This window comes from Paenarthrobacter sp. GQ52 (assembly GCF_059759005.1).
Map to the genome: position 1 here is coordinate 238,617 of NZ_JCAXEJ010000005.1, position 21,698 is coordinate 260,314.

The 21,698-nt window shown below is 60.8% G+C and carries 20 protein-coding genes; 5 read left to right on the plus strand and 15 right to left on the minus strand.

Annotation, left to right across the window (positions count from 1 at the left end; genetic code table 11):
* Nucleotides 1-4: 4 nt before the first annotated feature.
* The 6 genes from yajC to pdxT form a co-directional block, all read right to left on the minus strand.
* On the minus strand, nucleotides 5-388 hold the full coding sequence (gene yajC, locus AC6CH8_RS09715; RefSeq protein ID WP_026005306.1) for a preprotein translocase subunit YajC: 384 nt from the start codon (nucleotides 386-388) through the stop codon (nucleotides 5-7).
* A gap of 143 nt (nucleotides 389-531) precedes the next feature.
* A complete protein-coding gene (gene ruvB, locus AC6CH8_RS09720) occupies nucleotides 532-1,608 on the minus strand; it encodes a Holliday junction branch migration DNA helicase RuvB (RefSeq protein WP_420178217.1) in 1,077 nt (358 codons plus the stop codon).
* Nucleotides 1,601-2,245, minus strand: coding sequence for a Holliday junction branch migration protein RuvA (gene ruvA / locus AC6CH8_RS09725; protein WP_091467851.1), 645 nt, complete (start codon nucleotides 2,243-2,245; stop codon nucleotides 1,601-1,603). Before ruvA ends, ruvB begins: the two co-directional genes overlap by 8 nt.
* A gap of 103 nt (nucleotides 2,246-2,348) precedes the next feature.
* Nucleotides 2,349-2,927: a crossover junction endodeoxyribonuclease RuvC gene (gene ruvC / locus AC6CH8_RS09730; RefSeq protein WP_420178218.1), complete on the minus strand. Its 579-nt coding sequence runs from the start codon at nucleotides 2,925-2,927 to the stop codon at nucleotides 2,349-2,351.
* Nucleotides 2,928-2,992: 65 nt separating this feature from the next.
* A complete protein-coding gene (locus AC6CH8_RS09735; RefSeq protein WP_091467853.1) occupies nucleotides 2,993-3,748 on the minus strand; it encodes a YebC/PmpR family DNA-binding transcriptional regulator in 756 nt (251 codons plus the stop codon).
* Nucleotides 3,749-3,751: 3 nt separating this feature from the next.
* Nucleotides 3,752-4,453 carry a pyridoxal 5'-phosphate synthase glutaminase subunit PdxT gene (gene pdxT, locus AC6CH8_RS09740; RefSeq protein WP_498190189.1) on the minus strand — a complete coding sequence of 234 codons (702 nt, stop codon included), beginning with the start codon at nucleotides 4,451-4,453 and terminating at the stop codon, nucleotides 3,752-3,754.
* Nucleotides 4,454-4,555: 102 nt separating this feature from the next.
* Here pdxT and AC6CH8_RS09745 point away from each other — a divergent pair, with 102 nt between their 5' ends.
* Together AC6CH8_RS09745 and AC6CH8_RS09750 are read left to right on the plus strand one after the other, a co-directional pair.
* Entirely contained in the window at nucleotides 4,556-5,887 is a 1,332-nt protein-coding gene (locus AC6CH8_RS09745; RefSeq protein WP_091467856.1) for a Mur ligase family protein, read from the plus strand.
* Complete coding sequence (locus tag AC6CH8_RS09750; protein WP_091467858.1) at nucleotides 5,884-6,660, plus strand: type 1 glutamine amidotransferase; 777 nt, start codon at nucleotides 5,884-5,886, stop codon at nucleotides 6,658-6,660. Before AC6CH8_RS09745 ends, AC6CH8_RS09750 begins: the two co-directional genes overlap by 4 nt.
* A 3-nt stretch (nucleotides 6,661-6,663) precedes the next feature.
* On the opposite strand, the gene AC6CH8_RS09755 is transcribed toward AC6CH8_RS09750, so the two are convergent.
* Complete coding sequence (locus AC6CH8_RS09755) at nucleotides 6,664-7,929, minus strand: CapA family protein (protein WP_498190192.1); 1,266 nt, start codon at nucleotides 7,927-7,929, stop codon at nucleotides 6,664-6,666.
* A 73-nt stretch (nucleotides 7,930-8,002) separates the two neighbouring features.
* Between AC6CH8_RS09755 and AC6CH8_RS09760 the strand changes: the two genes are divergently transcribed.
* Nucleotides 8,003-10,015: a M3 family metallopeptidase gene (locus AC6CH8_RS09760; RefSeq protein WP_498190194.1), complete on the plus strand. Its 2,013-nt coding sequence runs from the start codon at nucleotides 8,003-8,005 to the stop codon at nucleotides 10,013-10,015.
* Nucleotides 10,016-10,211: 196 nt separating this feature from the next.
* Here AC6CH8_RS09760 and pdxS read toward each other — a convergent pair whose 3' ends face one another.
* The 7 genes from pdxS to AC6CH8_RS09795 form a co-directional block, all read right to left on the minus strand.
* Nucleotides 10,212-11,138, minus strand: a complete 927-nt coding sequence (gene pdxS / locus AC6CH8_RS09765) for a pyridoxal 5'-phosphate synthase lyase subunit PdxS (RefSeq protein ID WP_017197521.1) — start codon at nucleotides 11,136-11,138, stop codon at nucleotides 10,212-10,214.
* Between the two features lie 255 nt (nucleotides 11,139-11,393).
* Nucleotides 11,394-12,023 (minus strand): phosphatidylinositol phosphate synthase, encoded by a 630-nt coding sequence (pgsA, locus tag AC6CH8_RS09770; protein WP_091467863.1) that lies wholly within the window; start codon nucleotides 12,021-12,023, stop codon nucleotides 11,394-11,396.
* Complete coding sequence (locus AC6CH8_RS09775; RefSeq protein ID WP_091467865.1) at nucleotides 12,013-12,606, minus strand: HIT family protein; 594 nt, start codon at nucleotides 12,604-12,606, stop codon at nucleotides 12,013-12,015. Before AC6CH8_RS09775 ends, pgsA begins: the two co-directional genes overlap by 11 nt.
* Nucleotides 12,607-12,625: 19 nt before the next feature.
* The gene (gene thrS / locus AC6CH8_RS09780; protein ID WP_091467866.1) at nucleotides 12,626-14,635 is read right to left on the minus strand and encodes a threonine--tRNA ligase; all 2,010 of its coding nucleotides are present in this window, start codon (nucleotides 14,633-14,635) and stop codon (nucleotides 12,626-12,628) included.
* 151 nt (nucleotides 14,636-14,786) lie between these two features.
* Entirely contained in the window at nucleotides 14,787-18,377 is a 3,591-nt protein-coding gene (locus AC6CH8_RS09785; RefSeq protein WP_498190197.1) for a DNA polymerase III subunit alpha, read from the minus strand.
* Nucleotides 18,378-18,380: 3 nt separating this feature from the next.
* Nucleotides 18,381-18,725 (minus strand): DUF6504 family protein, encoded by a 345-nt coding sequence (locus tag AC6CH8_RS09790; protein ID WP_498190199.1) that lies wholly within the window; start codon nucleotides 18,723-18,725, stop codon nucleotides 18,381-18,383.
* An 81-nt stretch (nucleotides 18,726-18,806) separates the two neighbouring features.
* Nucleotides 18,807-19,868, minus strand: coding sequence for an FAD-dependent monooxygenase (locus AC6CH8_RS09795; protein WP_498190200.1), 1,062 nt, complete (start codon nucleotides 19,866-19,868; stop codon nucleotides 18,807-18,809).
* Nucleotides 19,869-19,920: 52 nt separating this feature from the next.
* Here AC6CH8_RS09795 and AC6CH8_RS09800 point away from each other — a divergent pair, with 52 nt between their 5' ends.
* Together AC6CH8_RS09800 and AC6CH8_RS09805 are read left to right on the plus strand one after the other, a co-directional pair.
* Entirely contained in the window at nucleotides 19,921-20,457 is a 537-nt protein-coding gene (locus tag AC6CH8_RS09800) for a TetR/AcrR family transcriptional regulator (protein ID WP_498190202.1), read from the plus strand.
* Nucleotides 20,458-20,503: 46 nt separating this feature from the next.
* A complete protein-coding gene (locus AC6CH8_RS09805; RefSeq protein WP_091467874.1) occupies nucleotides 20,504-20,893 on the plus strand; it encodes a hypothetical protein in 390 nt (129 codons plus the stop codon).
* 3 nt (nucleotides 20,894-20,896) lie between these two features.
* On the opposite strand, the gene AC6CH8_RS09810 is transcribed toward AC6CH8_RS09805, so the two are convergent.
* Entirely contained in the window at nucleotides 20,897-21,643 is a 747-nt protein-coding gene (locus tag AC6CH8_RS09810) for an SOS response-associated peptidase (protein WP_420181161.1), read from the minus strand.
* Between the last annotated feature and the right edge of the window lie 55 nt (nucleotides 21,644-21,698).

Genomic DNA, 21,698 nt, shown 5'->3' on the forward strand with positions numbered 1-21,698 from the left:
GGTGCTAGTTGTCCTTCTTGTCCTCTTTGTTGAGGCGCGCGATGGTTTCTTCCGGTGTCTCGACGGCGGCAGGAGCCTCAGTCTCCGCGGCGGTCAGGGAAGAAGCGTCATCCGGGACAACCGGTGCTTCCTCGGGGGTGGTTTCGACCACCTTGGTGACTGCCTGGCGGTGAACCGTGGCCTGGTTACCCGGGGAAAGTTCGATGACGACCTTGTTCTCGGCTTCGTCGATGGACACGATGCGGCCAAAGAGACCGAAGCTGGTCATGACGTCGACACCAGGAGCGAACTTGGACTGCATTTCAGCCTGCTGCTGCTGGGTCTTCTTGTTGCGGCGGAACATCATGAAGACAAAGAGTCCAAGCATGACGAACAGCAATATGGTCATTGGATCCACAGGGAAGTTCCGTTCTGTACTTACGTTTTGGTTCACGGCAACGTCCCTGGCAGATCCGCATAGCGGGCATGGATCAAGGACTCGAACGTGCCGAGCGTCATACCAGTCTAGTGGGAAAAGCTGAACAGAGCGTGTTAACCGACTGTATCTATGCTTTCGGCGTGGTTTTCGTCCTCACCGAACAAGGCGAGGGTCTCTTGACCAAAGACTCCGGCCGGTACGGCGTAACCAAGGTGGGTCCAAGCCGACGCCATCGCGATTCGACCCCGCGGAGTACGTCCCAGAAGTCCCTCGCGTACCAGGAACGGTTCAGCCACGGTCTCCACCGTTTCCGGTTCCTCACCGACGGCAATAGCCAACGTGGACAAGCCAACAGGGCCACCGTTGAACTTGGTGATGAGGGCTTCCAGGACGGATCTGTCCAGCCTGTCCAAGCCACGCTCGTCCACTTCGTACATATCCAAGGCAGCTGACGCCGAACGGGCATCGATTTGATCGATGCCATGAACAAGCGCCCAGTCACGGACACGGCGCAGCAGCCGGTTGGCTATACGCGGCGTTCCCCGGGAGCGACCTGCGATCTCGGTGAAACCCGCGGAGTTTACCTTCAGGTCCAGAAGCCCGGCAGAACGGCGGAGGACGAGTTCGAGTTCGGCCACCGAATAAAACTCGAGATGCCCGGTGAAACCGAATCGGTCCCTCAAGGGCCCCGGAAGAAGTCCCGCGCGGGTGGTGGCACCTACCAGGGTGAAAGGCGGAAGCTCCAGGGGAATTGCAGTTGCGCCTGCTCCCTTGCCCACCACGATGTCCACGCGGAAGTCCTCCATGGCCATGTACAGCATTTCTTCTGCAGGCCTGGACATGCGGTGTATTTCGTCAAGGAACAGGACCTCGCCCTCCGAGAGCGAGGAAAGGATGGCAGCGAGATCCCCGGCATGCTGGATGGCCGGTCCGCTGCTGATACGCAACGGCGCGTTCATCTCCGCTGCAATGATCATGGCAAGTGTGGTCTTACCGAGTCCGGGAGGTCCGGACATCAGCACGTGGTCGGCGCTGCGGCCACGCATCTTCGAAGCCTCAAGCACCAGGGCAAGTTGCTTGCGGACCCGATGCTGTCCTACGAAGTCGTGCAGGTTCTTGGGGCGGAGAGCAGCCTCAATGACCCGCTCTTCCGGTTCCTCTCCCCCGTTGACGAGTGACTGCTCAACCACGGCTGCCTACACGGTTGCCGGCGCGCGCCCCGTCCTGGCCAAGCCAGCGCAACGTAGCCCGAAGTATTTGGGCCACGTTTCCTGCGTCTACGAGTTCCGGCGAGTCGGCCATTGCTTTGTCGATACTGCCGTTGGCGTCTTTCTCGGACCATCCCAAACTGGTCATGGCTGCGACTACCTGTGGCTTCCATTCTGCGTTCGGGGCCGCGGCGGGAGCAGCACCAGTGCCGGTTCCATGCGGAACCAACTTCCCGGCCAGCTCGAGGACAATACGGCCGGCCACCTTGGGGCCGATGCCCGGCACCTTGGTGAATGCCTTGCTGTCACCAGTGTGAGCCGCCACCCGGATGGCTTCCGGTTCGTGCACGGCGAGGACGGCCAAGGCCAAACGGGGCCCAACCCCGCTGACACTGAGCAGGACGTCGAAAACTTCGCGTTCGTCGTCGTCGGCAAATCCGAACAGCGTGAGTGAATCTTCACGGACGATCATGGAAGTGAAAAGCTTGGCTTCGGTTCCTGTTTTGAGGTGGCTCAAGGTCTGCGGTGTGGCGAAGACACTCATTCCCGCACCGTTGAGGTCGATAACAGCGGTGGACAAACCAACGTGGGCTACGGTTCCACGGAGAAAACTGATCAAGACCCGGCTCCTGAAATACTGCCTGCTCCGTTACCGTGAAAACTGCGGCCAAAGCGGACTATCCGAACATATCTACGAATACCCTAGCAAGAGCGGCCGACAATCACCGTTTGCGGCGCGCTTTTGCTTCGGCTTCGGCCCACGCTTTCTGCGCGGGAGTAAGTCCGGCCTTGCCGCTGGCACCACCGGCTGAGCCCATGCCACTGCCTGCGCGCCACGCGTGGGTGAGGGCCAGGGCCAGGGCGTCGGCAGCATCAGCCGGCTTGGGTGGAGCATCCAGACGCAGAATCTTGGTCACCAATTTGGTGACCGCATCCTTGTTGGCAGTGCCGCTGCCGGTAACTGCGGCTTTCACCTCGGAGGGTGTATGCATGGCGACCGGGATACCCCGGCGTGCCGCCGCCACGATGACGACGCCCGAAGCCTGGGCTACGCCCATCACCGTGCTCACGTTCATTTGCGAGAAAACACGTTCGACGGCGACGACATCCGGCTTGTGCAGGTCCAACCATTCGTCGATTGCCTGGGCGATGACCAGCAAACGCTTGTCCAAGGTCAACTCGGCGGACGTGCCCACCACTCCGACGGCCACCATGGTTGCCCGGCGGTTCCGCTCAATGTCCACCACACCGATGCCGCAACGGGTGAGGCCCGGATCGACTCCCAATACGCGAAGAGTCAAGTCCGGGCCTTCCTGATGGCTGTAAGCCTGCTGGTTGTCAAAATTGATGCGCTGCGCCCACCCGATTACTCGGCGTCGAGGGCAGCCTGCACTTCCTCGCTGAGGTCCGCATTGCTGTACACGTTCTGGACATCGTCCAGGTCTTCCAGCGCATCCACGAGCTTCATGAACTTCTTGGCGCCGTCAACGTCCAAGTCGACCTGCATGGACGGAACGAATTCGGCTTCGTCAGTTTCGTAGTCGATGCCGGCTTCCTTCAAGGCGTCACGGATGGCCTGGAGATCGGAGGGCTCGGAGTGGATTTCCCAGTTTTCACCGCTGTCCTTGACTTCCTCGGCTCCGGCATCAAGGACAGCCATCAGGATGTCGTCTTCGCTAAGGCCGTTCTTGGGCAGGACAACAACACCCTTGCGGGCGAAGAGGTAGCTCACGGAACCGGGATCGGCGATGGTGCCGCCGTTGCGCGAAATCGCCAGTCGCACCTCGGAAGCGGCACGGTTCTTGTTGTCGGTCAGACATTCAATCAACAACGCCGAACCCTGGGGACCGCGGGCTTCGTACATGATCTCGGTGTAGTCCACCACTTCACCGGTGAGGCCCGCACCACGCTTGATGGCGCGGTCGATGTTGTCGTTGGGTACCGAAGTCTTCTTTGCCTTCGTGACTGCGAGCTCAAGGCCCGGGTTGCCGGCAAGGTCCGGTCCACCCATGCGGGCAGCAACTTCGATGTTCTTGATCAGTTTCGCGAACGACTTTGCACGCCTGCCGTCAATGATGGCTTTCTTGTGCTTGGTGGTCGCCCATTTGGAGTGGCCTGACATGCTTTACGCTTCTCCTCTGATCATTCGAATAAAGAGTTCATGCACGCGTTTCTCTCCCGTCACTTCCGGGTGGAAGGAGGTGGCCAGCAGTTGGCCGGAACGCACTGCAACAATTCTAGCCACTCCATGCAAAGTAGCCGTGTGGCTGGCGTGGTCGGGATCAACCTGGGCAAGGACTTCCACGCCCGGACCAACACGTTCCACCCAGGGGCCGCGGATGAATACCGCGTGAACGGGATCCACACCGGATTCACCGGCACTGAAATCCAAGCCCTTGAAATCGAGGTCGGTTTCGAAGGATTCGCGTTGTCGTCCGAAAGCGTTGCGGCGGACCGTAATATCCAGGCCGCCGAAAGTCTGCTGGGGGTTTCCGTCAAGGTCCGTAGCCGGGTCTGCAATTTCATTGGCCAGCAGGATCATACCGGCGCAGGAACCGTAGACGGGAAGGCCCTCCGCGATGCGCTTTTGAAGGGGGTCACGGACTTCGAAGATCCGGGAAAGCTTGTCTATGGTGGTGGACTCGCCGCCGGGGATAATCAGGCCGTCGATGTCGTCGAGCTCTGACGGGCGGCGAATACCCACGCCGGTGGCTCCAGCGGCCTCAACAGCGTGGATATGCTCGCGGAAGTCGCCCTGGAGAGCCAGCACGCCTATTCGGAGTCCTGCACCCACGCGTGACGAAGCTTCGGAAAGGGGGTTGGTCATTGGTCCATCATAGTGGCCCAAGCCCTCAGTAACCTTGTGTCCGGCCGTCGGGCGCTGCCGTCAGTCAGGGTTCCATGCCCCGACTGGGATATATTACAGAGCATGCTTTCCTTCAGCGTTCCCCTCGGCAAGCTGGTCCGCACACTGTCCCGACTCCGGGGCGGAGGGTCAGCTTTTCCCGGCTTGGTGGTCGAGAAGATCGACCCCGGCTTCATGCAGCGAACGCTCGCGTCGCTCCCCCTCGGCGTAGCTGTGGTCAGTGGTACCAACGGTAAAACCACCACCACCAAAATGGTGGTGGAACTCCTTGAAAGCCAGGGCTTAAAGGTCTTCACCAACCGCAGCGGCAGCAACTTCACCCGAGGTGTGGCCGCTTCGCTCCTGGGCGATGTGGATTGGCGTGGACGACTCGATGCGGACATCGCCATCCTGGAACTCGACGAAGCCCACGCCGTGCACTTCGTCAACAAAGTGGAGCCACGCTTCAGCCTCCTGCTCAATGTCCTGCGCGACCAACTGGACCGCTTTGGAGAAATCGACAAGACCGCCCGCTTACTGGAGCACATCGCCTCCAAGACGACGGACACCGTGGTCCTCAACCGGGAAGACCCGCGCGTTGCCCGGATTGCCGCCGCCCTCAACACCCTAGACGCTGTTCACCACCCCGAAATCCGGTACTTCGGACTCGACGAATCGTTGCGCAGCACTTTCCCCAACGACGACGAAATGCGCACCACAGGCATTGGTCCATCCCCGTCAGGCACCTCTGTTGCTGCGGAAACCGGTGACGATGTAGAACTGCCGGCTGCCGACGTCGTACTCCGCCGGGTAGGCGCCCAGGACGCTGACTTTGAGTTCGACGACGAAACCGTCACCACATCGATGAAACTGCGTGGCGTCTACAACATCTTCAATGCTGCGGCAGCTTTGTCGCTGGCGCGCGCCATCCTGGGAACCGGGCCGGTGGACACGCCCAAACTCGTCAAGGCGTTGGGAGAAGTTGCTCCCGCGTTCGGCCGCGGCGAAAGCCTCACGGTGGACGGCCAGCCCCTGGAGCTGGTGCTTGTGAAGAACCCGAGCGGTTTCCGACTCGGACTGAAGTCCTTCCCCGCCGGCGGATACGCCACCATGATTGCCATCAACGACAACTACGCCGACGGCAGGGACATGTCCTGGCTGTGGGACGTCGAGTTCGAATCCCTGCGGGAAGACGGCGTGGAAGTCCTCACCGGCGTCCGCGCCTACGACATGGCCCTCCGCCTCCAGTACGACGATGTGCCGTTCGGAACAGTGGAACCGGACATCACCGCTGCCCTGCGGACTTTCATAGACGGCTCGCGAGGCAAGCCCAAGCGCGTCTTCTGCACTTACACCTCCATGCTCGCCATTCGCCGTGAACTGGCCAAAATCACCATAGTTGAGGTGGTCTCATGACCTCGGAAACACAGCCCCACCCGGAAACACAGCCCCACTCAGACGCACAGCCCAGCAAGGGAACAATCCGCGTCCTCCAGCTCTACCCGCGGGAAATGAACATCTACGGCGACTGGGGCAACGCCCTGGTACTGAAGCAACGCATCAAGTGGCACGGTTATACGCCCGAGTTGCTCGAATACAACGTGGGTGACGAGTTCCCGGACGACGTCGACATTATTGTGGGCGGAGGCGGGCAGGACAGTGGACAACTGGTCATCCAGGACGATCTCCAGGCGCGTGCCACGCAGTTGAAGCAACTCGCGGATGAAGGTGCCCCCATGTTGGTGATTTGTGGGCTGTACCAGCTTTTCGGCAAGTTCTTCAAGACCAGCACCGGGCCCGTCATTCCCGGCATCGGCATTCTTGACGTCGAAACCCACGGTACTGACGAGCGACTCATCGGCAACGTAACCATGAAATCAGCCGAGTTCGGCGACATTCTGGGCTACGAGAACCACAGCGGGCAGACAACTTTGGGTCCCGGCGTCGAGCCCCTCGGCACTGTCACGAAAGGCGCCGGCAACAACAGCAAGGACGGACATGAAGGCGCCCGCTACAACAACGTCGTAGCGAGCTACCTGCACGGTTCACTGCTCCCGAAGAATCCGGCCATTGCGGACTTCCTGATCCGAACGGCAGCCGAACGCAAGTTCGGAACGTTCGTGCCGGGAACGCCCGACGACGGTTACGCCCGCCTTGCGCGCGAACACGCCGCACGCCGGCCGCGGTAGGCGCTACTTTTCCTTGGTGATCAGCAGTTCGTGCGCGCCTGCTGTTGCTGCGCCCATGGACTCAACCACCGCTTTGGTCCGCTGGTAGGTCTCAGCATCGGCCGCGGGTGTAGCGCAGACTCCCTGTGGTGCATCGCTGGCCACGGAGCACCAACGATAGGGATCGCGAACGATCACTGACGGGGCCCAGGCGAGATCCGACGCAGTCCAAACACCTGCTGCGTTTTGGCTGAACTGTGCCCGGACTAGCAGCCCCTCATTGTTCAGGACGTACCACGGGGACAGCTCGGTGACGCCGTTGCCCAGCCCATAGACGATCCAGGTGCCTTTGTAATTCTCGATCGGCAGCACCGAGTGGGTGTGGTGCCCGTAGATCATGGTGAACTGGCCGCTGTCCACCAACGCGTGCGCAACTTCCTGCTGCTGGGCATTGGCTTCGCTGGCGTACTCGTCACCGGCGTGCATGACGCCCAGGACAATGTCGGCTCCCAACGCCTTTGCCTGTTTCGCCTTAGCGATCATGGCCACTGGGTCCAGCTCGTCAACCAACCACGGGTATTCAGGGATTTGCCCGTTGTGGCCATACGTTCCAATGATGACCGCCACCTTGGCAGCGTCCGTTTGGAGCATGAGTATCTCTTTGGACTCCGCTTCCGTCCGGTAGGACCCCGTGTGCTTCAGGCCCGCCGCGTCCAACGCGTCCAGTGTCCGGAGCAAACCTTCAGTACCGCGATCAATGGTGTGGTTGCTGGCCGTGGTGCAGGCCTGGTAGCCGACATCCTTGGATGCTGTGATGATCTGCGGTGGCACGTTGAACGATGGATAGGCAGAGAACGGCCCTTCCGGGGTTGCAACGGGAGTTTCCTGGTGGCAAATGGCGAGATCGCTGTTACGAATGTAGCGACGCTGCCCCTCGAGAAGCGGAACGAACGTATAGCCGGGCTGACCAGCTGCCGCAGCGTCAGCTCTCGCTTGTTGCCAGAGCTGCGTATGGACCAACATGTCGCCTGTCACCGTGATGGAGGTGCAGCGTAACTCCGGGCAGGCGGGCCCCTTACCTGGGGTGGGGTTCGGTGCGGGGGTGCGGGTTGGGCTTGGGCTCACGTTTGCCGGGGCGGAAGTGGCGCTGCTGCGGTTCCCGTCATCATTTTCCGCGATGACACCGCAGGCGTTCACCGATAGGGACACGACCACGGCACTCAGCACGAGTACCGCCTTGCGAGGACCGAACCATCCCCCGGAAAATGTGATTTTGCCCATGGCTTTCATCCTACGGCGGGAGCTTTGCGGAAGCGGGCGTGCCGCCCTTGAGGACACGATTCTTACGTGAAAGAGTCACTTCATGACTAATCCACTCTTGAGCCCCAGCCCCCTGCCCTATGGGCTGCCGCCCTTTGCCGGCATCTCAGCAGAGCACTATGCGGAGGCTATAGAGGCAGGATTGGCATCGCACCTCCAGGAGATTTCCCGGATCGTGGCCAATCAGGAGCCAGCTACCTTGGAAAACACGGCACTGGCCATGGAGCGGTCGGGGCTTCTCCTCAACAGGGCGGCTGCGGCATTCTTCACCTTGGTTTCCGCGGATGCTTCCGACGCCATCAAGGCGCTGGAGACAGAGCTGTCACCTAAGTTGTCGGCACACCAGGATGCTGTTTACATGAACCGCGCGCTCTACCACCGATTCGCGGCCATCGATACAACAGACTTGGAAGCAGAATCGTCCCGACTAGTACGGGAGTACCTCAAGGAGTTCCGGCAGTCCGGAATTCAACTGGATGACACCGGGCAACAACGCTTGCGTGAAGTTAACTCCGAACTGTCCCGATTGGGCACCGAGTTTGGCCAGCGCGTCAAGGAAGGCATGAAGTCCGCCGCCCTGCTTCTTGACGACGCCGATGATCTTGCCGGGCTGCAGCCCGAAGTGGTCACCGGCGCCGCGGAAGCAGCCAAGCTTGCCGGGCATGACGGCAAGTACTTGCTGACCTTGATCCAACCCAGCAACCAACCTGCCATGGCGTCCTTGGAGAACCGGACCATCCGCCGTCGTCTGTTCGAAGCGTCTCTGGCACGCGGCACCGAGGGCGGCGACTTGGATGTCCGTGAACTTGTGAAGGCTACCGCGCGTTTGCGGGCCGAGAAAGCAACGCTGCTGGGGTTTGCCAACTTCGCTGAGTTGGTCGTGGACCAACAGACTGCTCCCGGTTTCAGCGAGGTGGCGGCGATGCTGGGCCAGTTGACACCTGCTGCTGTGCGTAACGCCCGGAAGGAGGCAGACGCCTTAGCGGAATCCGCCGGACACCAACTCGAGCCATGGGATTGGGCGTACTACTCTGCACTTGTCCGAAAGGAAAAGTTCGAGGTGGACGAGCAGGCACTCTTGCCCTACTTCAGCCTTGAAACCGTGCTCAACGACGGTGTCTTCCATGCGGCAACGCAGCTTTACGGCGTCACTTTCCATGAGCGCGAAGACTTGGACGGCTATCACCCCGACGTCCGAATCTGGGAGGTCCGGAATGAAGACGGCAGCGGCCTCGGCCTCTTCCTGGGCGACTACTACACGCGGGAATCAAAGCGCGGAGGTGCCTGGATGAATTCCCTGGTTGAACAGTCCAGCCTCCTGGGAACGCGCTCCGTGGTCATTAACAACCTCAACATCACCAAGCCGGCGCCCGGCGAGCCTGCACTGTTGTCCTTGGACGAGGTCCGTACCGTTTTCCATGAATTCGGCCACGCCCTGCACGGCCTCTTTTCCGATGTCACCTATCCGCGGTTCTCTGGCACGTCCGTGCCGCGCGACTTCGTGGAGTATCCGTCCCAGGTCAACGAAATGTGGATCATGTGGCCGGAGGTACTGGCCAACTACGCCCGTCACTACTCCACCGGGGAAGCTCTCCCCCGGGACACGGTGGACAAACTCAATGAGTCGTTGTTGTGGGGAGAAGGTTTCGCAACCACCGAATACCTCGGCGCGGCCCTCCTTGACCTGGCGTGGCACGTGCTGTCCGAGTCCGAAGTTCCGGACGACATTCCCGCCTTCGAAGCCAAGGCTTTGGCCGAAGCGGGAGTCGCGCACCCACTGATCCCGCCGCGGTATCGCACCGGCTACTTCCAGCACATCTTCGCCGGCGCGGGCTACGCAGCCGGCTATTACTCCTACATCTGGAGCGAGGTGCTGGACGCGGACACCGTGGAGTGGTTCAAGGAAAACGGCGGCCTTACCCGCTCCAACGGGGACCGGTTCAGATCCGAACTGCTATCGAGGGGCAACAGCCGCGATCCGCTGGAATCCTTCCGCTCATTCCGAGGCCATGACGCCGACCTGGCCCCCCTGCTAAAGCGCCGAGGCCTCAACTAAACACAACGACGCCGGACGCTCACCTCATAAGGCGACCGTCCGGCGTCGTTCATAACCTCAAGCACCTCAAGCTGAGGGCAGGGGCGATCCGGCAGTGTGCGTAAAAGGGGCCCCGCGCCCTGAGCAGCTACTTAGCTGCCAACGGGGCGCGGGGAATAGCACACAGAGGATCAGCGCCCACCGGGCGCAATGAGACCTACCAGCCGCGCTCAGCCAGGCGGTGGGGCTGGGGGATGTCGTCGACGTTGATGCCGACCATGGCTTCACCGAGGCCACGGGAGACCTTGGCGATGACATCGGGGTCGTCGTGGAACGTGGTGGCCTTGACGACGGCGGCGGCGCGCTCTGCGGGGTTGCCGGACTTGAAGATGCCGGAGCCGACGAACACGCCGTCGGCGCCGAGCTGCATCATCATCGCGGCGTCAGCCGGGGTAGCGATGCCACCGGCGGTGAACAGCACCACGGGGAGCTTGCCGGTGGCGGCAACTTCCTTGACCAGTTCGTACGGGGCCTGCAGCTCCTTGGCCGCAACGTAGAGCTCGTCCTCGGGCAGGGCGGCGAGCTTGGCGATCTCCGAACGGATCTTGCGCATGTGGCCGGTGGCGTTGGAAACATCGCCGGTGCCGGCTTCGCCCTTGGAACGGATCATCGCCGCGCCCTCGTTGATGCGGCGCAAAGCCTCACCGAGGTTGGTGGCACCACAAACGAAGGGAACGGTGAAGTTCCACTTGTCAATGTGGTTGATGTAGTCAGCAGGGGTCAGGACCTCGGATTCGTCGATGTAGTCAACACCGAGGGACTGCAAAACCTGGGCTTCGACGAAGTGGCCGATGCGCGCCTTGGCCATGACCGGGATGGACACGGCGGCGATGATCGCATCGATCATGTCCGGATCGGACATGCGGGACACGCCGCCCTGGGCGCGGATATCGGCCGGGACACGCTCGAGCGCCATGACAGCCACGGCACCGGCATCCTCGGCGATGCGGGCCTGCTCGACGTTAACGACGTCCATGATGACGCCGCCCTTGAGCATCTCCGCCATGCCCCGCTTGACGCGGCTGCTGCCCGTGACGCTGTTCGCGGACGAACCGGCTTCGTTGCTTACATCTGGTGTAGACACAAAAACCCCTATGGGTAGATAAACGACCTTCTTGCCGGGGGCGCACGCAGCCACACGACCGCTATCAGCGCACACCGGGTTTCAGGTCAAGGTGACCAAGTACTAGTAATAGTAGTCGCACCTTGCATGGTGGCAGTACATTCATTACTGCCTGAGCGGGCAACAAAGCGGGCTCCAGTAGGGCAGGTGCACAACTTCGGAGGAGCCACATTGGTCGCTTGCCAGTTCCTTTGGCAAGCATTGCCTGCTGGTCCTTTACGCTGCAGCGGTTCCATCGGCTTCAGCCATGGCCTGTCGCCGCACTGCCGACATTCGCTGGACGATCGTCACCAGGCTGGCCAGGGCAAGAAGAATCAGGGTCCCGAACAACACAACCGGTGGGAGCCCCAATCCCGTGAGCCCCGTGATGAGTAGCACGGAAGCCAAGCGTTCTGCGCGCTCTGCGATCCCCACACTGGCTTGGTAGCCCAAGGACTCCGCTTTGGCCCGGGCGTAGGAAACAACCATGCCAAGAACCAGGCAGACGACGGCGGCGGTGCCTATTGCCGGATCCTCACCGCCGGTGAAAAACCAGATGGTGAGGCCGGCAAAAATCGCGCCATCGGCGAGACGGTCCAAGGTAGAGTCCAGGAAATTACCCCAACCACCGCTCCGCCCCTGCAGCCTTGCCATGATTCCGTCTACGACATCCGAGAACGCAAAAAAGGCGACCACGACTGAACCCCACCATAAGAAGCCCAGCGGGTAGAGGACGAGTCCCCCCAGGATGACGCCGGCGGTCCCTGCAATGGTCACTGCGTCCGGAGACACACCGATCCTGAGGAGCCAACGCGCTAAAGGTGTAAAAAGTGAAGTGAAAAAGCCGCGCGCATGCCTATTGAGCATTCGACTCCCCCGGCCAGGCTTCAGCCACAAGCTTGCGGACCTCATCAAGGGTCTGCGTAATGGCCTTGGTCTGAGCGATGATCGGGAAAAAGTTTCCATCCCCGCCCCAGCGCGGAACCACGTGCTGATGGAGATGCGCGGCGATGCCTGCACCGCCGGTAACGCCTTGGTTCATGCCCAGATTGAAGCCGCTGGGATTCGAAACCTTCCGCAGCACGCGCATTGCCGTCTGGGTAAGATCGGCGAACTCCGCCGTTTCCTCCGCCGTGATGTCCGTGTAGTCGGGAACGTGCCGGTAGGGACAGATCAACAGATGCCCGGGGTTGTACGGGAACAAATTCAGGACCACATAGCAGGTCCTTCCCCTATGGACGATGAGGGATTCCTCATCCGAGCGCGTGGGTCCTACACAGAACGGGCAGTCATCCTTGTTCTTGAATTGATCCTGCCCGCCCTTGATGTAGGCCATACGGTGCGGAGTCCACAGGCGCTGAAACGCGTCCGGTACGCCCGCCAATCCGAAGTCATCGGTTACGTCTGCGTCGCCTGGAAGGTCAGCTGCCGCGCCTGTGTTCTCCTGCACCGTCTATGTGTCCGTTCCGTCAGCTCTCGCGGTTCTTGACGGCGTCAACGATCCTCCGGACCGCCTCGGCCACGGGAACCCCGTTATCCTGGCTGCCGTCCCGGAAGCGGAACGACACCGCACCGGCTTCTGCGTCCTCACCACCGGCAATCAGGACGAAGGGGATCTTGTCTTTGCTGGCCGTGCGGATCTTCTTCGGGAACCGGTCCGAGGAGATATCAACCTCGGCACGGATTCCTGCAGCTTTGAGCTGGCCAACGACGTCGAACATGTAGTCGTTGAAAGTTTCCGCCACGGGGATTCCCACCACCTGGACAGGAGCCAGCCAGGCCGGGAACGCCCCGGCGTAGTGCTCGGTGAGTACACCCATGAAGCGTTCCACGGAACCGAAAAGGGCTCGGTGGATCATGACCGGCCGCTGGCGTGTGCCGTCGGCTGCCTGGTACTCCAGTTCGAAACGCTCAGGCAGGTTGAAGTCCAGCTGGATGGTGGACATCTGCCAGGTCCTGCCGAGTGCGTCCTTTGCCTGGACGGAGATTTTAGGTCCGTAGAATGCTGCTCCACCCGGGTCCGGTACCAGCTCCAAACCGGAAGCCGCAGCAACCTCGGAAAGAGTGCGGGTGGCTTCCTCCCAAGCGGCATCGTCACCAACGAACTTCTCTTCGTTCTTGGTAGAGAGTTCCAGGTAGAAGTCGTCCAGGCCGTAATCCTTGAGCAGGCCCAGGACGAAGTTCAGCGTGGTGGTGAGCTCGTCCTTCATCTGTTCGCGGGTGCAGTAGATGTGGGCGTCGTCCTGTGTCATGCCACGGACGCGGGTCAGACCGTGCACAACCCCGGACTTTTCGTAGCGGTACACAGAGCCGAATTCGAAGAGGCGCAGCGGAAGTTCGCGGTAGGACCGGCCCCGTGAGCGGAAGATCAGGTTGTGCATGGGGCAGTTCATTGGCTTCAGGTAGTAATCCTGCGCCGGCTTCCGAACGGTGCCGTCTTCGTTGAATTCAGCGTCTACCTGCATCGCCGGGAACATGCCGTCCTTGTACCAGTCAAGGTGGCCGGAGACCTCGTAGAGGTGTCCCTTGGTGATGTGCGGGGTGTAGACGAACTCGTAACCTGCGTCCACGTGGCGTTGGCGGGAGTAGTCCTCCATTGCCTTGCGGATTATGCCACCCTTGGGGTGGAACACAGGGAGGCCTGAGCCCAGCTCATCCGGGAAGGAGAAGAGGTCAAGTTCGACGCCGAGCTTGCGGTGGTCCCGTCGCTCAGCTTCAGCAATGCGCTCCTGGTAAGCCTTGAGGGCTTCCTTGGTGGGCCACGCGGTGCCGTAGATGCGCTGCAACTGCTGGTTGTTCTGGTTGCCGAGCCAGTACGCGGCGGAAGAGCGGGTCAACGCGAAGGCGTTGGCGATGATCTTGGTGTTCTGCAGGTGGGGACCGCGGCAAAGATCGCACCAGATGCTCTCGCCGCTCTTTCGATCCACATTGTCGTAGATCGTGATGTCGCCCGCACCTACCTCGACATTGACGCCCTCCACCGCGTCGCTTGCGTCGTTCTTCTTGCCCAGCAGCTCGAGCTTGTAGGGCTCGTTGGCCATCGCTTCGCGGGCTTCTTCTTCGGTGACCACACGGCGAACGAATTTCTGGTTCTGGTTGATGATCTTTTGCATCATCTTTTCCAGCGTGCGGAGGTCTTCCGGGGTGAACGGCTCAGCGACGTCGAAGTCGAAGTAGAAGCCGTCAGTGATGTACGGGCCGATTCCGAGCTTGGCGTCGGGGCGCAACTGCTGAACCGCCTGTGCCATGACGTGGGCTGTTGAGTGGCGGAGAACGTTGAGCCCATCGGGGGAATCGATGGTGACGCCTTGGACGTCTGCGCCTTCGGTGAGGACCTGGTCAAGGTCCTTCAGCACGCCATCCACACGGGCTACAACGACGTCGCGGCGCTCGAAGAAGAGTTCCGCGCCGGTAGTCCCTTCCGTCACCTTGGTCTCTTCGCCATCGACGATGAGGGTGATCTGTTGGGCATCTGACACGGGTGTCTCCTATTCATAGTTAAGGCTTCATAGCTTGTGGCGTACGGGGACCACAGCCAGCCACCGTCAATCGTATCCGCTTCAGCGAAGGCGGCCAAAGCAGCGCGCCGTGGCCGAATTGGGCTAACCGAGGCATGATTCTGCCGCGGGTTCAGCTACCCAGGCCAGTGATGGCAAGGTTCCTGGAGATGCCGTGGAGCGGCCCATGCTGGGTATATTCCTCCGGTAGTCCGGTTTCGGCAGGTAGGAGTTCGGCAAATGGCAATGCTTCGGGCCGGCTGAGGTCCCAGGCTTTGCTGGCGCTCAGGCTGATTCCCTTGGGACCTGTCCTTCTGGTGGTTCCACGGATCAGCAGCAGGCGGGTACCAAACAGCAGTGGCCCGGATTCTTCCTGCGCTTCATGGAAGAAGACCGAGTCCACACAGCCGGTACCGTCGTCGATGCTGATGAAGACGACGCGCCGCCCGCCTCGCATGGGTGGGGTCTGGGTCGCTATTCGGACCCCTGCCACCAGGACTTCGGTCCCGTTGCGCAGGCCCAGGAGTTTGTCTGCCGTTGTAACTCCCAGTTTGTCCAACAGTGGCCTGTGGCTATCCATCAGATGCTCGCTGACATCCACAGCCATGAGATCAAGTTCCGCCCTGACGTTGTCCACCATGGAAGGTTCGGGAAGTTCAGGAGCCAGGTTCCTCAATTCAATATCGCCCAAGGCAAATGACAGTTGACCTTCGATGACATCTGCAGCTTTTTTCGAAGGGCTGCTTTGGAGTGCCTGCAAATGGTGCACAAGATCGGCCCGGTTAGCTTTTCCGCCAGAATCTTTATGCAAAGCATCGAAGGCGCCAAGTTGGGCAAGTCTTTTGATGTTCGGCTTGCTCACCCTTGCCCGCGCACGCAGGTCCGCCAAGGAATCGTAAGGTTGCCCGGCCGCGATGCGTTTCAGCTCTGCCCCTGAAAGTCCGTAGATTCCAGTGAGGCTCAAGCGGATTCCGAGCTTGCCCTCATCGGGGCCCTGCTGGATTTTCTCCACTCGGTATTCAGCCTGGCTCCTGTTGATATCCAAAGGCAGGATGGGAATGCCGAGCCGGCGGGCTTCCGCTACCAGAAGGCGTTTGGGATACATCCCGGGGTCATGTTCCCACAGACCGGCAAGAAAAGCCTCGGGATGATGGGCCTTGAGCCAGGCGGACTGATAAGTGGGCACCGCAAAGGCAGCACCGTGGGCTTTGCAGAAACCAAAACTGCCGAAGGCTTTCAGGGTTCCCCAGACCTTGTCCACCACTTCGGGAGAGTAGTTCTTGATTGCTTCCCTGCGGAAGTACTTCTCCACACCCGGCTCATGCACTTCGTCGCCAAGGGCCCTGCGAAACTCATCAGCCCTGTCCAAACCGCAGCCAGTCATGACGTGGAAGGTCTTCAGGATCTGTTCATGGAACACGGTAACGCCATGGGTCTCTTCCAACACGGGCTTCAGGTCCTGGTGGGGATAAATCTCAGGAGCAAAGCCATGCCGATGTTCCAGGAAGGGTCGCACCATGTCGGATTTCATGGGTCCGGGCCTGAAAAGTGAGATGTCGATGATGAGGTCGTTGAATTCCCGGGGCGCCATCTTTCCAATGAGCTCACGCTGTCCCGGTGATTCGATCTGGAAGCAACCGAGTGTGTGGGTACTCCGGATCAGCTCATAGGTGGGCTCATCGTCGAAGGGTACAGCGTTGAGGTCAATCCTGCCGTCAGCTGCGATGTAGTCGGGACCTGCGCCACCTGGCTCCACTGGATGCCGCCCGGCTGCGACAACTTCCGCCTTGGAAGGATGCAGCCTGATTACTTCCCGAACCGCGAATGCCATGGCGCTCTGCATGCGCACTCCCAGGACATCCAGTTTGAGCATGCCCATGGGGTCCATGTCGTGTTTGTCGAACTGGCTCATGGGCAGGCCCAAACCGCTGGGCTGTACGGGAGTCCGGTCCAGGAGTGTTGCATCTCCCAAAATCACTCCACAGGGATGCATGGAGATATGCCGGGGCAGCCGATCCAGCCTTTCTGTGAGATCCACCAACAAATCCAACTGCTGGTTCTCTTCCATGGCGCCCCGTTCTACACGCCCGGCAAAATCGCGCAGTTCGGGCTTCTCCACCAGGGCTTCGCGGAATTTACGTGCAGAGAATCTCCACAGTTGCTTGGCAATCTCGCCCACTTCTTCGTCAGGCATTCCCAGGGCCATGCCCGCATCCCGAACGGCACCACGTGCCCTATAGCCGTTTTGCATGCTCATCAGGGTGACGCGTTCGGCACCGAAGCGGTCAAAAATCTTTCGGTAGACGTTATGCCTTTCAGCACTTTCCACATCAATATCAATGTCAGGAAGCGTGGACCTGCGGCCGGAGAGGAAGCGCTCGAAGATGAGGTCATGGCGGATCGGGTCAACCTGGCTGATATCGATCAAGTAATTGACCAGGCTTGAGGCACCGGATCCCCTCGCAGCTACCCTGACCCCCATATCGAGGATCATCCTTGAAACTTCTGCCACTGTAAGGAAGTACGAGGCAAAGCCGAGCCTGCCGATGATTCCCAGCTCGTGCTCCAACCGCGAGCGCAGATGTTCTTCTGCATCTCCATTGATGCCCGGGAACCGTCGGGTGATTCCGGCTTCGCAGCGTTGGGTGAGTTCAATCATGGGGTCAGCGTCGATGCCGATGATGGAGGCCTCGGGAACTACCGGCTTCTTCCATCCCATATCAAGGACAGGATTGATGCGGCATTTGTCTGCGAGCGCTTCAGTGTTTGCGAGTAGTTTGGTGAGGTCGGCTTTCCCCAGGCCTGCTGCGCTCATGATTTCTTTGCCGAGTTGGAGCATTTGGTGCGGCGTCTTAAGCCAGCCCTGCCCTGTTGGTTGGAGCATCCCTGTTGGTTGGAGCATCCCTGTTGGTTGGAGCATCCCTGTTGGTTGGAGCATCCCTGTTGGTTGGAGCATCCCTGTTGGTTGGAGCGGGGGTGCCGTTGAGAGTTCAGGGAGGGATTTGAGGGTTCGTGCGGAGTCGAGGACGTCTGCGGTGGCGGCGCCGTCCTGGGCACAGTAGCGGACGGCGTTGCTGAGGATTGCGGGAATGTTGTATTCGAGTGCGAGCTTGAGCATGCGCACGGCATGGGCTGTGCTTAGTGGTTCTCCGGGGGCGCTGAGGTGGGATACGACTTCAGCGACCATGGTGCCGGGTGGCATGGCGTCTATCCATTGTTTGAAGAGGGTTCTGGGCCTGAGGTATTTGCGGCCTCCCATGGCTTGGCCGACGTCTGAGTCGGGTCCTATCAGCACGGTCAGGACTGGTTTGAGGGTTTTGGGGTCGAGGGTCCTTGAGGCGAGTTCGCCGCGGGTGACTGCAGCGGGGACCGCTCCCCCGGCCTTGCCTGAAGTGCGTGCGTGGGCGTCGGATATAAGGCGGCACAGTGCCCTGTACCCTGCGCCGTTGTTGTTTCCGTGGGCGAGTACGACGACGCGGCCCGCGACTTGGGTGCGGTGGTCGCCGTCGTCGTCGAATACCGCCAGGTCCACCCCTACGATGGGGTCGATGCCTGCGTCCATGCATGCTTTGAGGTGTTTGATGGTGCCGTACAGGCCGTCCCGGTCTGTGCAGGCGAGCGCTGTGGCTCTGTCTGCTGCGGCTGTTTGGGCTAGTTCATCCGGCCAGGAGACGCCGTAGTGTGCGCTGAATGCTGTGGAGACGTGCAGGTGGGTGAAGCTCAATGTTTACGCCGCTTCTTCGGGTTCTACGGCGCGTGCTGGTGCGGCGTCGTGGATGCGCAGGAGTCTCCAGCGTCCGCTTCCTACGTGCCGGACCAGGTCGAGGGTGATGGGGTGGCTGGTTTCTGCGTCAGCTGAGGTTGGCAGGAGTTGTACACGCCAGATCTCGTGGTCAACCAGGCCAGCTCCGCTTCCAAGGGGGGCGCGGCTTTCTTCAAGCCACCATTGGCGCCGTTCGTACCATCGAACAGGTTCGTTGGTGACCGTGTATTGCGTGCCTTTCCATTGGACTTCCCGCGGCTGGCCTGCGTCAGTGCAGCTAACTCCGACAGATTCACTGAACAGCCCCATGCCCTCACCTCTTTACGCCAGGAAACCATATTCGAAAGTATGTTCGAATAAATCAAGTTTACGCCGATGTACCGACAAAACCTACTTCGAAGTTTCAGCCTTCTGCCGGGCTCCGGCCACATGTTTTCCCACCTGCTTCAGCAAGGCGTCGCGCCATGGTTGTGCGCCCTGGGCAAGAGCGACGCTCCCCGTGGCGGAAGAAGCCGAGCGGAGAAGCTGGGTGCGGATGACCCGCTTCCTGTTGTAGGTGGCGAGTGCCAGGTCCATGGGTTGGTCGTTCAGCAGTTTGCCCAGGGTCACAGCATCGATGAGGGCTTCGCAGGCGCCACGCCCCAGGTTTGGGGTCATGGCGTGCGCGGCATCCCCTACCAGCGCAACGCTCCCTCGCGTGTATCGGCCCATGGGTGGAGTGGTCCAGATGCGTTGCGCCAGTGACGTCTCCGGATTTGCCTGTGAGAGTACACCCCGCACAGCGGACGAGTAGTTGGCATAGCGTTGACGTGTCACTTCGAGTGCCTCTGCGACGTCTACCATGTCCGGGCCCAACTCGGAGCGGAAGGAGGCGTACCAGTTGCTTCCCCCTATGGCAGGGGCCAAGCCGAAAATTTCACCGCGTCCCCAGTATTCTCCAACGTCGCGTGGGGACGGGGTTCCGGGAACGACTCCCCGGACTGCCAGGAAGGGCGTGGGCTTTGCCGCACTTCGCTTGCCCCACGAATCCCTCCGAACAATGCTGTTGACTCCATCGGCTCCCACGGTCAACGCGGCTGCGCCCGTAGGGTGATCCACTCTCCCCGTTACCCGGCGTACGGAGACGGGCACCGCGGTGTCCAGCAGCCTCAGCAGTTCGGGTCGGGATACTCCCAACAAACCCTCACCCTCCATGGACAGCAGGGCTTCTCCGGAGGGCCGTCGAAGTGCGCCGGCTTTGATAATGGCTCCATGATTCCGTACGGCCCCGAGTATCCCCAGTCCGGATAGCGCCTGCTGGGCTTCCGGCCACATGGCCAGGGTTGTTCCGACTGTTGGGAGTTCGGTCCGCTGTTCATGGACAGTGACGTCGAACCTGCCGGGGTTGAGCATTCCTGCGAGCGCAAGCCCGGCGATTCCTCCACCAATGATGTCCACTTTTTCCATGGCCATACTGTACAACTACATTTGTAGTACCGATAGGGTTTGAAGCTAGACTTTCGCCATGCCGGACCGCCGAACCGAACTTGCCGACGCAGCGCTCGCAGTCGTTGCTGCCAAAGGCCTCAAGGGACTCACCCACCGGGCCGTCGACGCCCAAGCAGGCGTCGCCGTCGGAACTACCTCGAACTATTTCCGCAGCCGTGCAGCGCTGATAGGGGCCGCCGTCGACCGCGTTGAAGAACGGGACCGCCTCCTGCTCCAGGAGGGTGGAAGGGAAATCCCGACGTCGGTAGCCGCCTTGGCAGAGCAGATCGCCGGAGCGGTCATGGGACTCGCGCATGAGAACGCGGAACTGACCCGAGCCCGTTTCGCCTTTGCCCTTGACCAGCCCGATGTTGTGGCTGCCGGGCACGAGCGGCTGGTATCGGCCTTGGCGCAACTGCTCGGAGCCATGGGCATACCAGAAGCCAGGGCCCGGGCGGAAGCAATATCCGACTACAGCGACGGCTTGGCCATGCACCTGCTGACCGCCCGCAAAGGGCAGCACACGGACAGCGCTACGGTGGCACGGAACGTCCGGCGCTTGCTGGAAGGGTGAAAGTCAAGGGGTGGACGGCAGCCGGTCCACAGAGCAGGATTGTGGCATGAGCACCAATGACGCACTCCTGAAGCAGGTCAACATCTCCGCCGAAGACGACAACCTCGTGGCACGGTTCGAAATCGATGGCAACATACCAGGCTCCGGCGCTTACGTCGTGGGCCTTGTTGCTGCCAGCGAGGACTATTCCTCACAGCGCAGGCTCGGAATCGAGTTCATGAACGGCGAGGCAATCTCGTTCTACTCCTTCAACCACTCCCTCAGTGCCGAGGAGAACTACGACATCAAGGGCGTGGAGCACTCCGGCAACGTCATCACGGGGAACTTCCCGATGTCGGCCATCCACGGCCTCAGCAAAGGCCACGTCATGACGGGCTTCAGCGAAGCCGATGGCCGGGAGTTCCAATCCGGCGTGCCGGTGAACGAAGCCCTCTGACTCCTAGAAGAGACCCTCCACCGGTTCGATGAGTTCCGGTGAGTTGTTACGGACATTGCCCACTGCGGCCCCCACCGGGTCCAGCGTCCAGTCAGCGGCGGCGTCGTGCGCCCTGGACCGGACCATGTCCACCAAACCCTGGGCGTCTTTCTCGCGCGGATCCAACCACGCTTCCATCGTCTCAGTGCTCATGGGCAACGGAACCCTGTCATGGAGGGCGGTCAGTTCGTCAAACACCGAAGCACTGCGCCGGGTTCGCGCCTCCTCCACCGTGGGGGTGTCGGCGGTCAGGATGGACATGGACAGCAACCAGCGGCCCGGGTCATCAGGGGAAGCTGACTGGTCCCGCCACCACTCGTACAAGCCCGCAAAGACCAGACCGTGGCCGTCCGCCGGATGCACATAGTACGGTTGCTTGTTCTTGCCCTCGCCCTTCTTCCACTCGTAGTAGCCGTCCGCGGGAACCGCACAACGCCTGGCCACCGCAGCTTTCTTGAAGGACGGCTTCTCCAACAACGTTTCGCTGCGGGCGTTGATAAGCCTCGCGCCGCCCTTGGGGTCCTTCGCCCATGAGGGCACCAGCCCCCACTTCGCGACGTGGAGCTGCCGCTTAACGTCGTCGTCAATCAACCTCTCCAACACAATGGGAACAGCGTCCGTAGGAGCCACATTCCACGATTTCCCAAGGGCAATCTCGTTCTCAAGCTCGGCGTCGAAATCGGCAAGCAGGTCCCCCACCGCACGGGCCATCACATAACGTCCACACATGGCAACAGTCTGCCCCCTCCCCGCCGAACGCACCAGC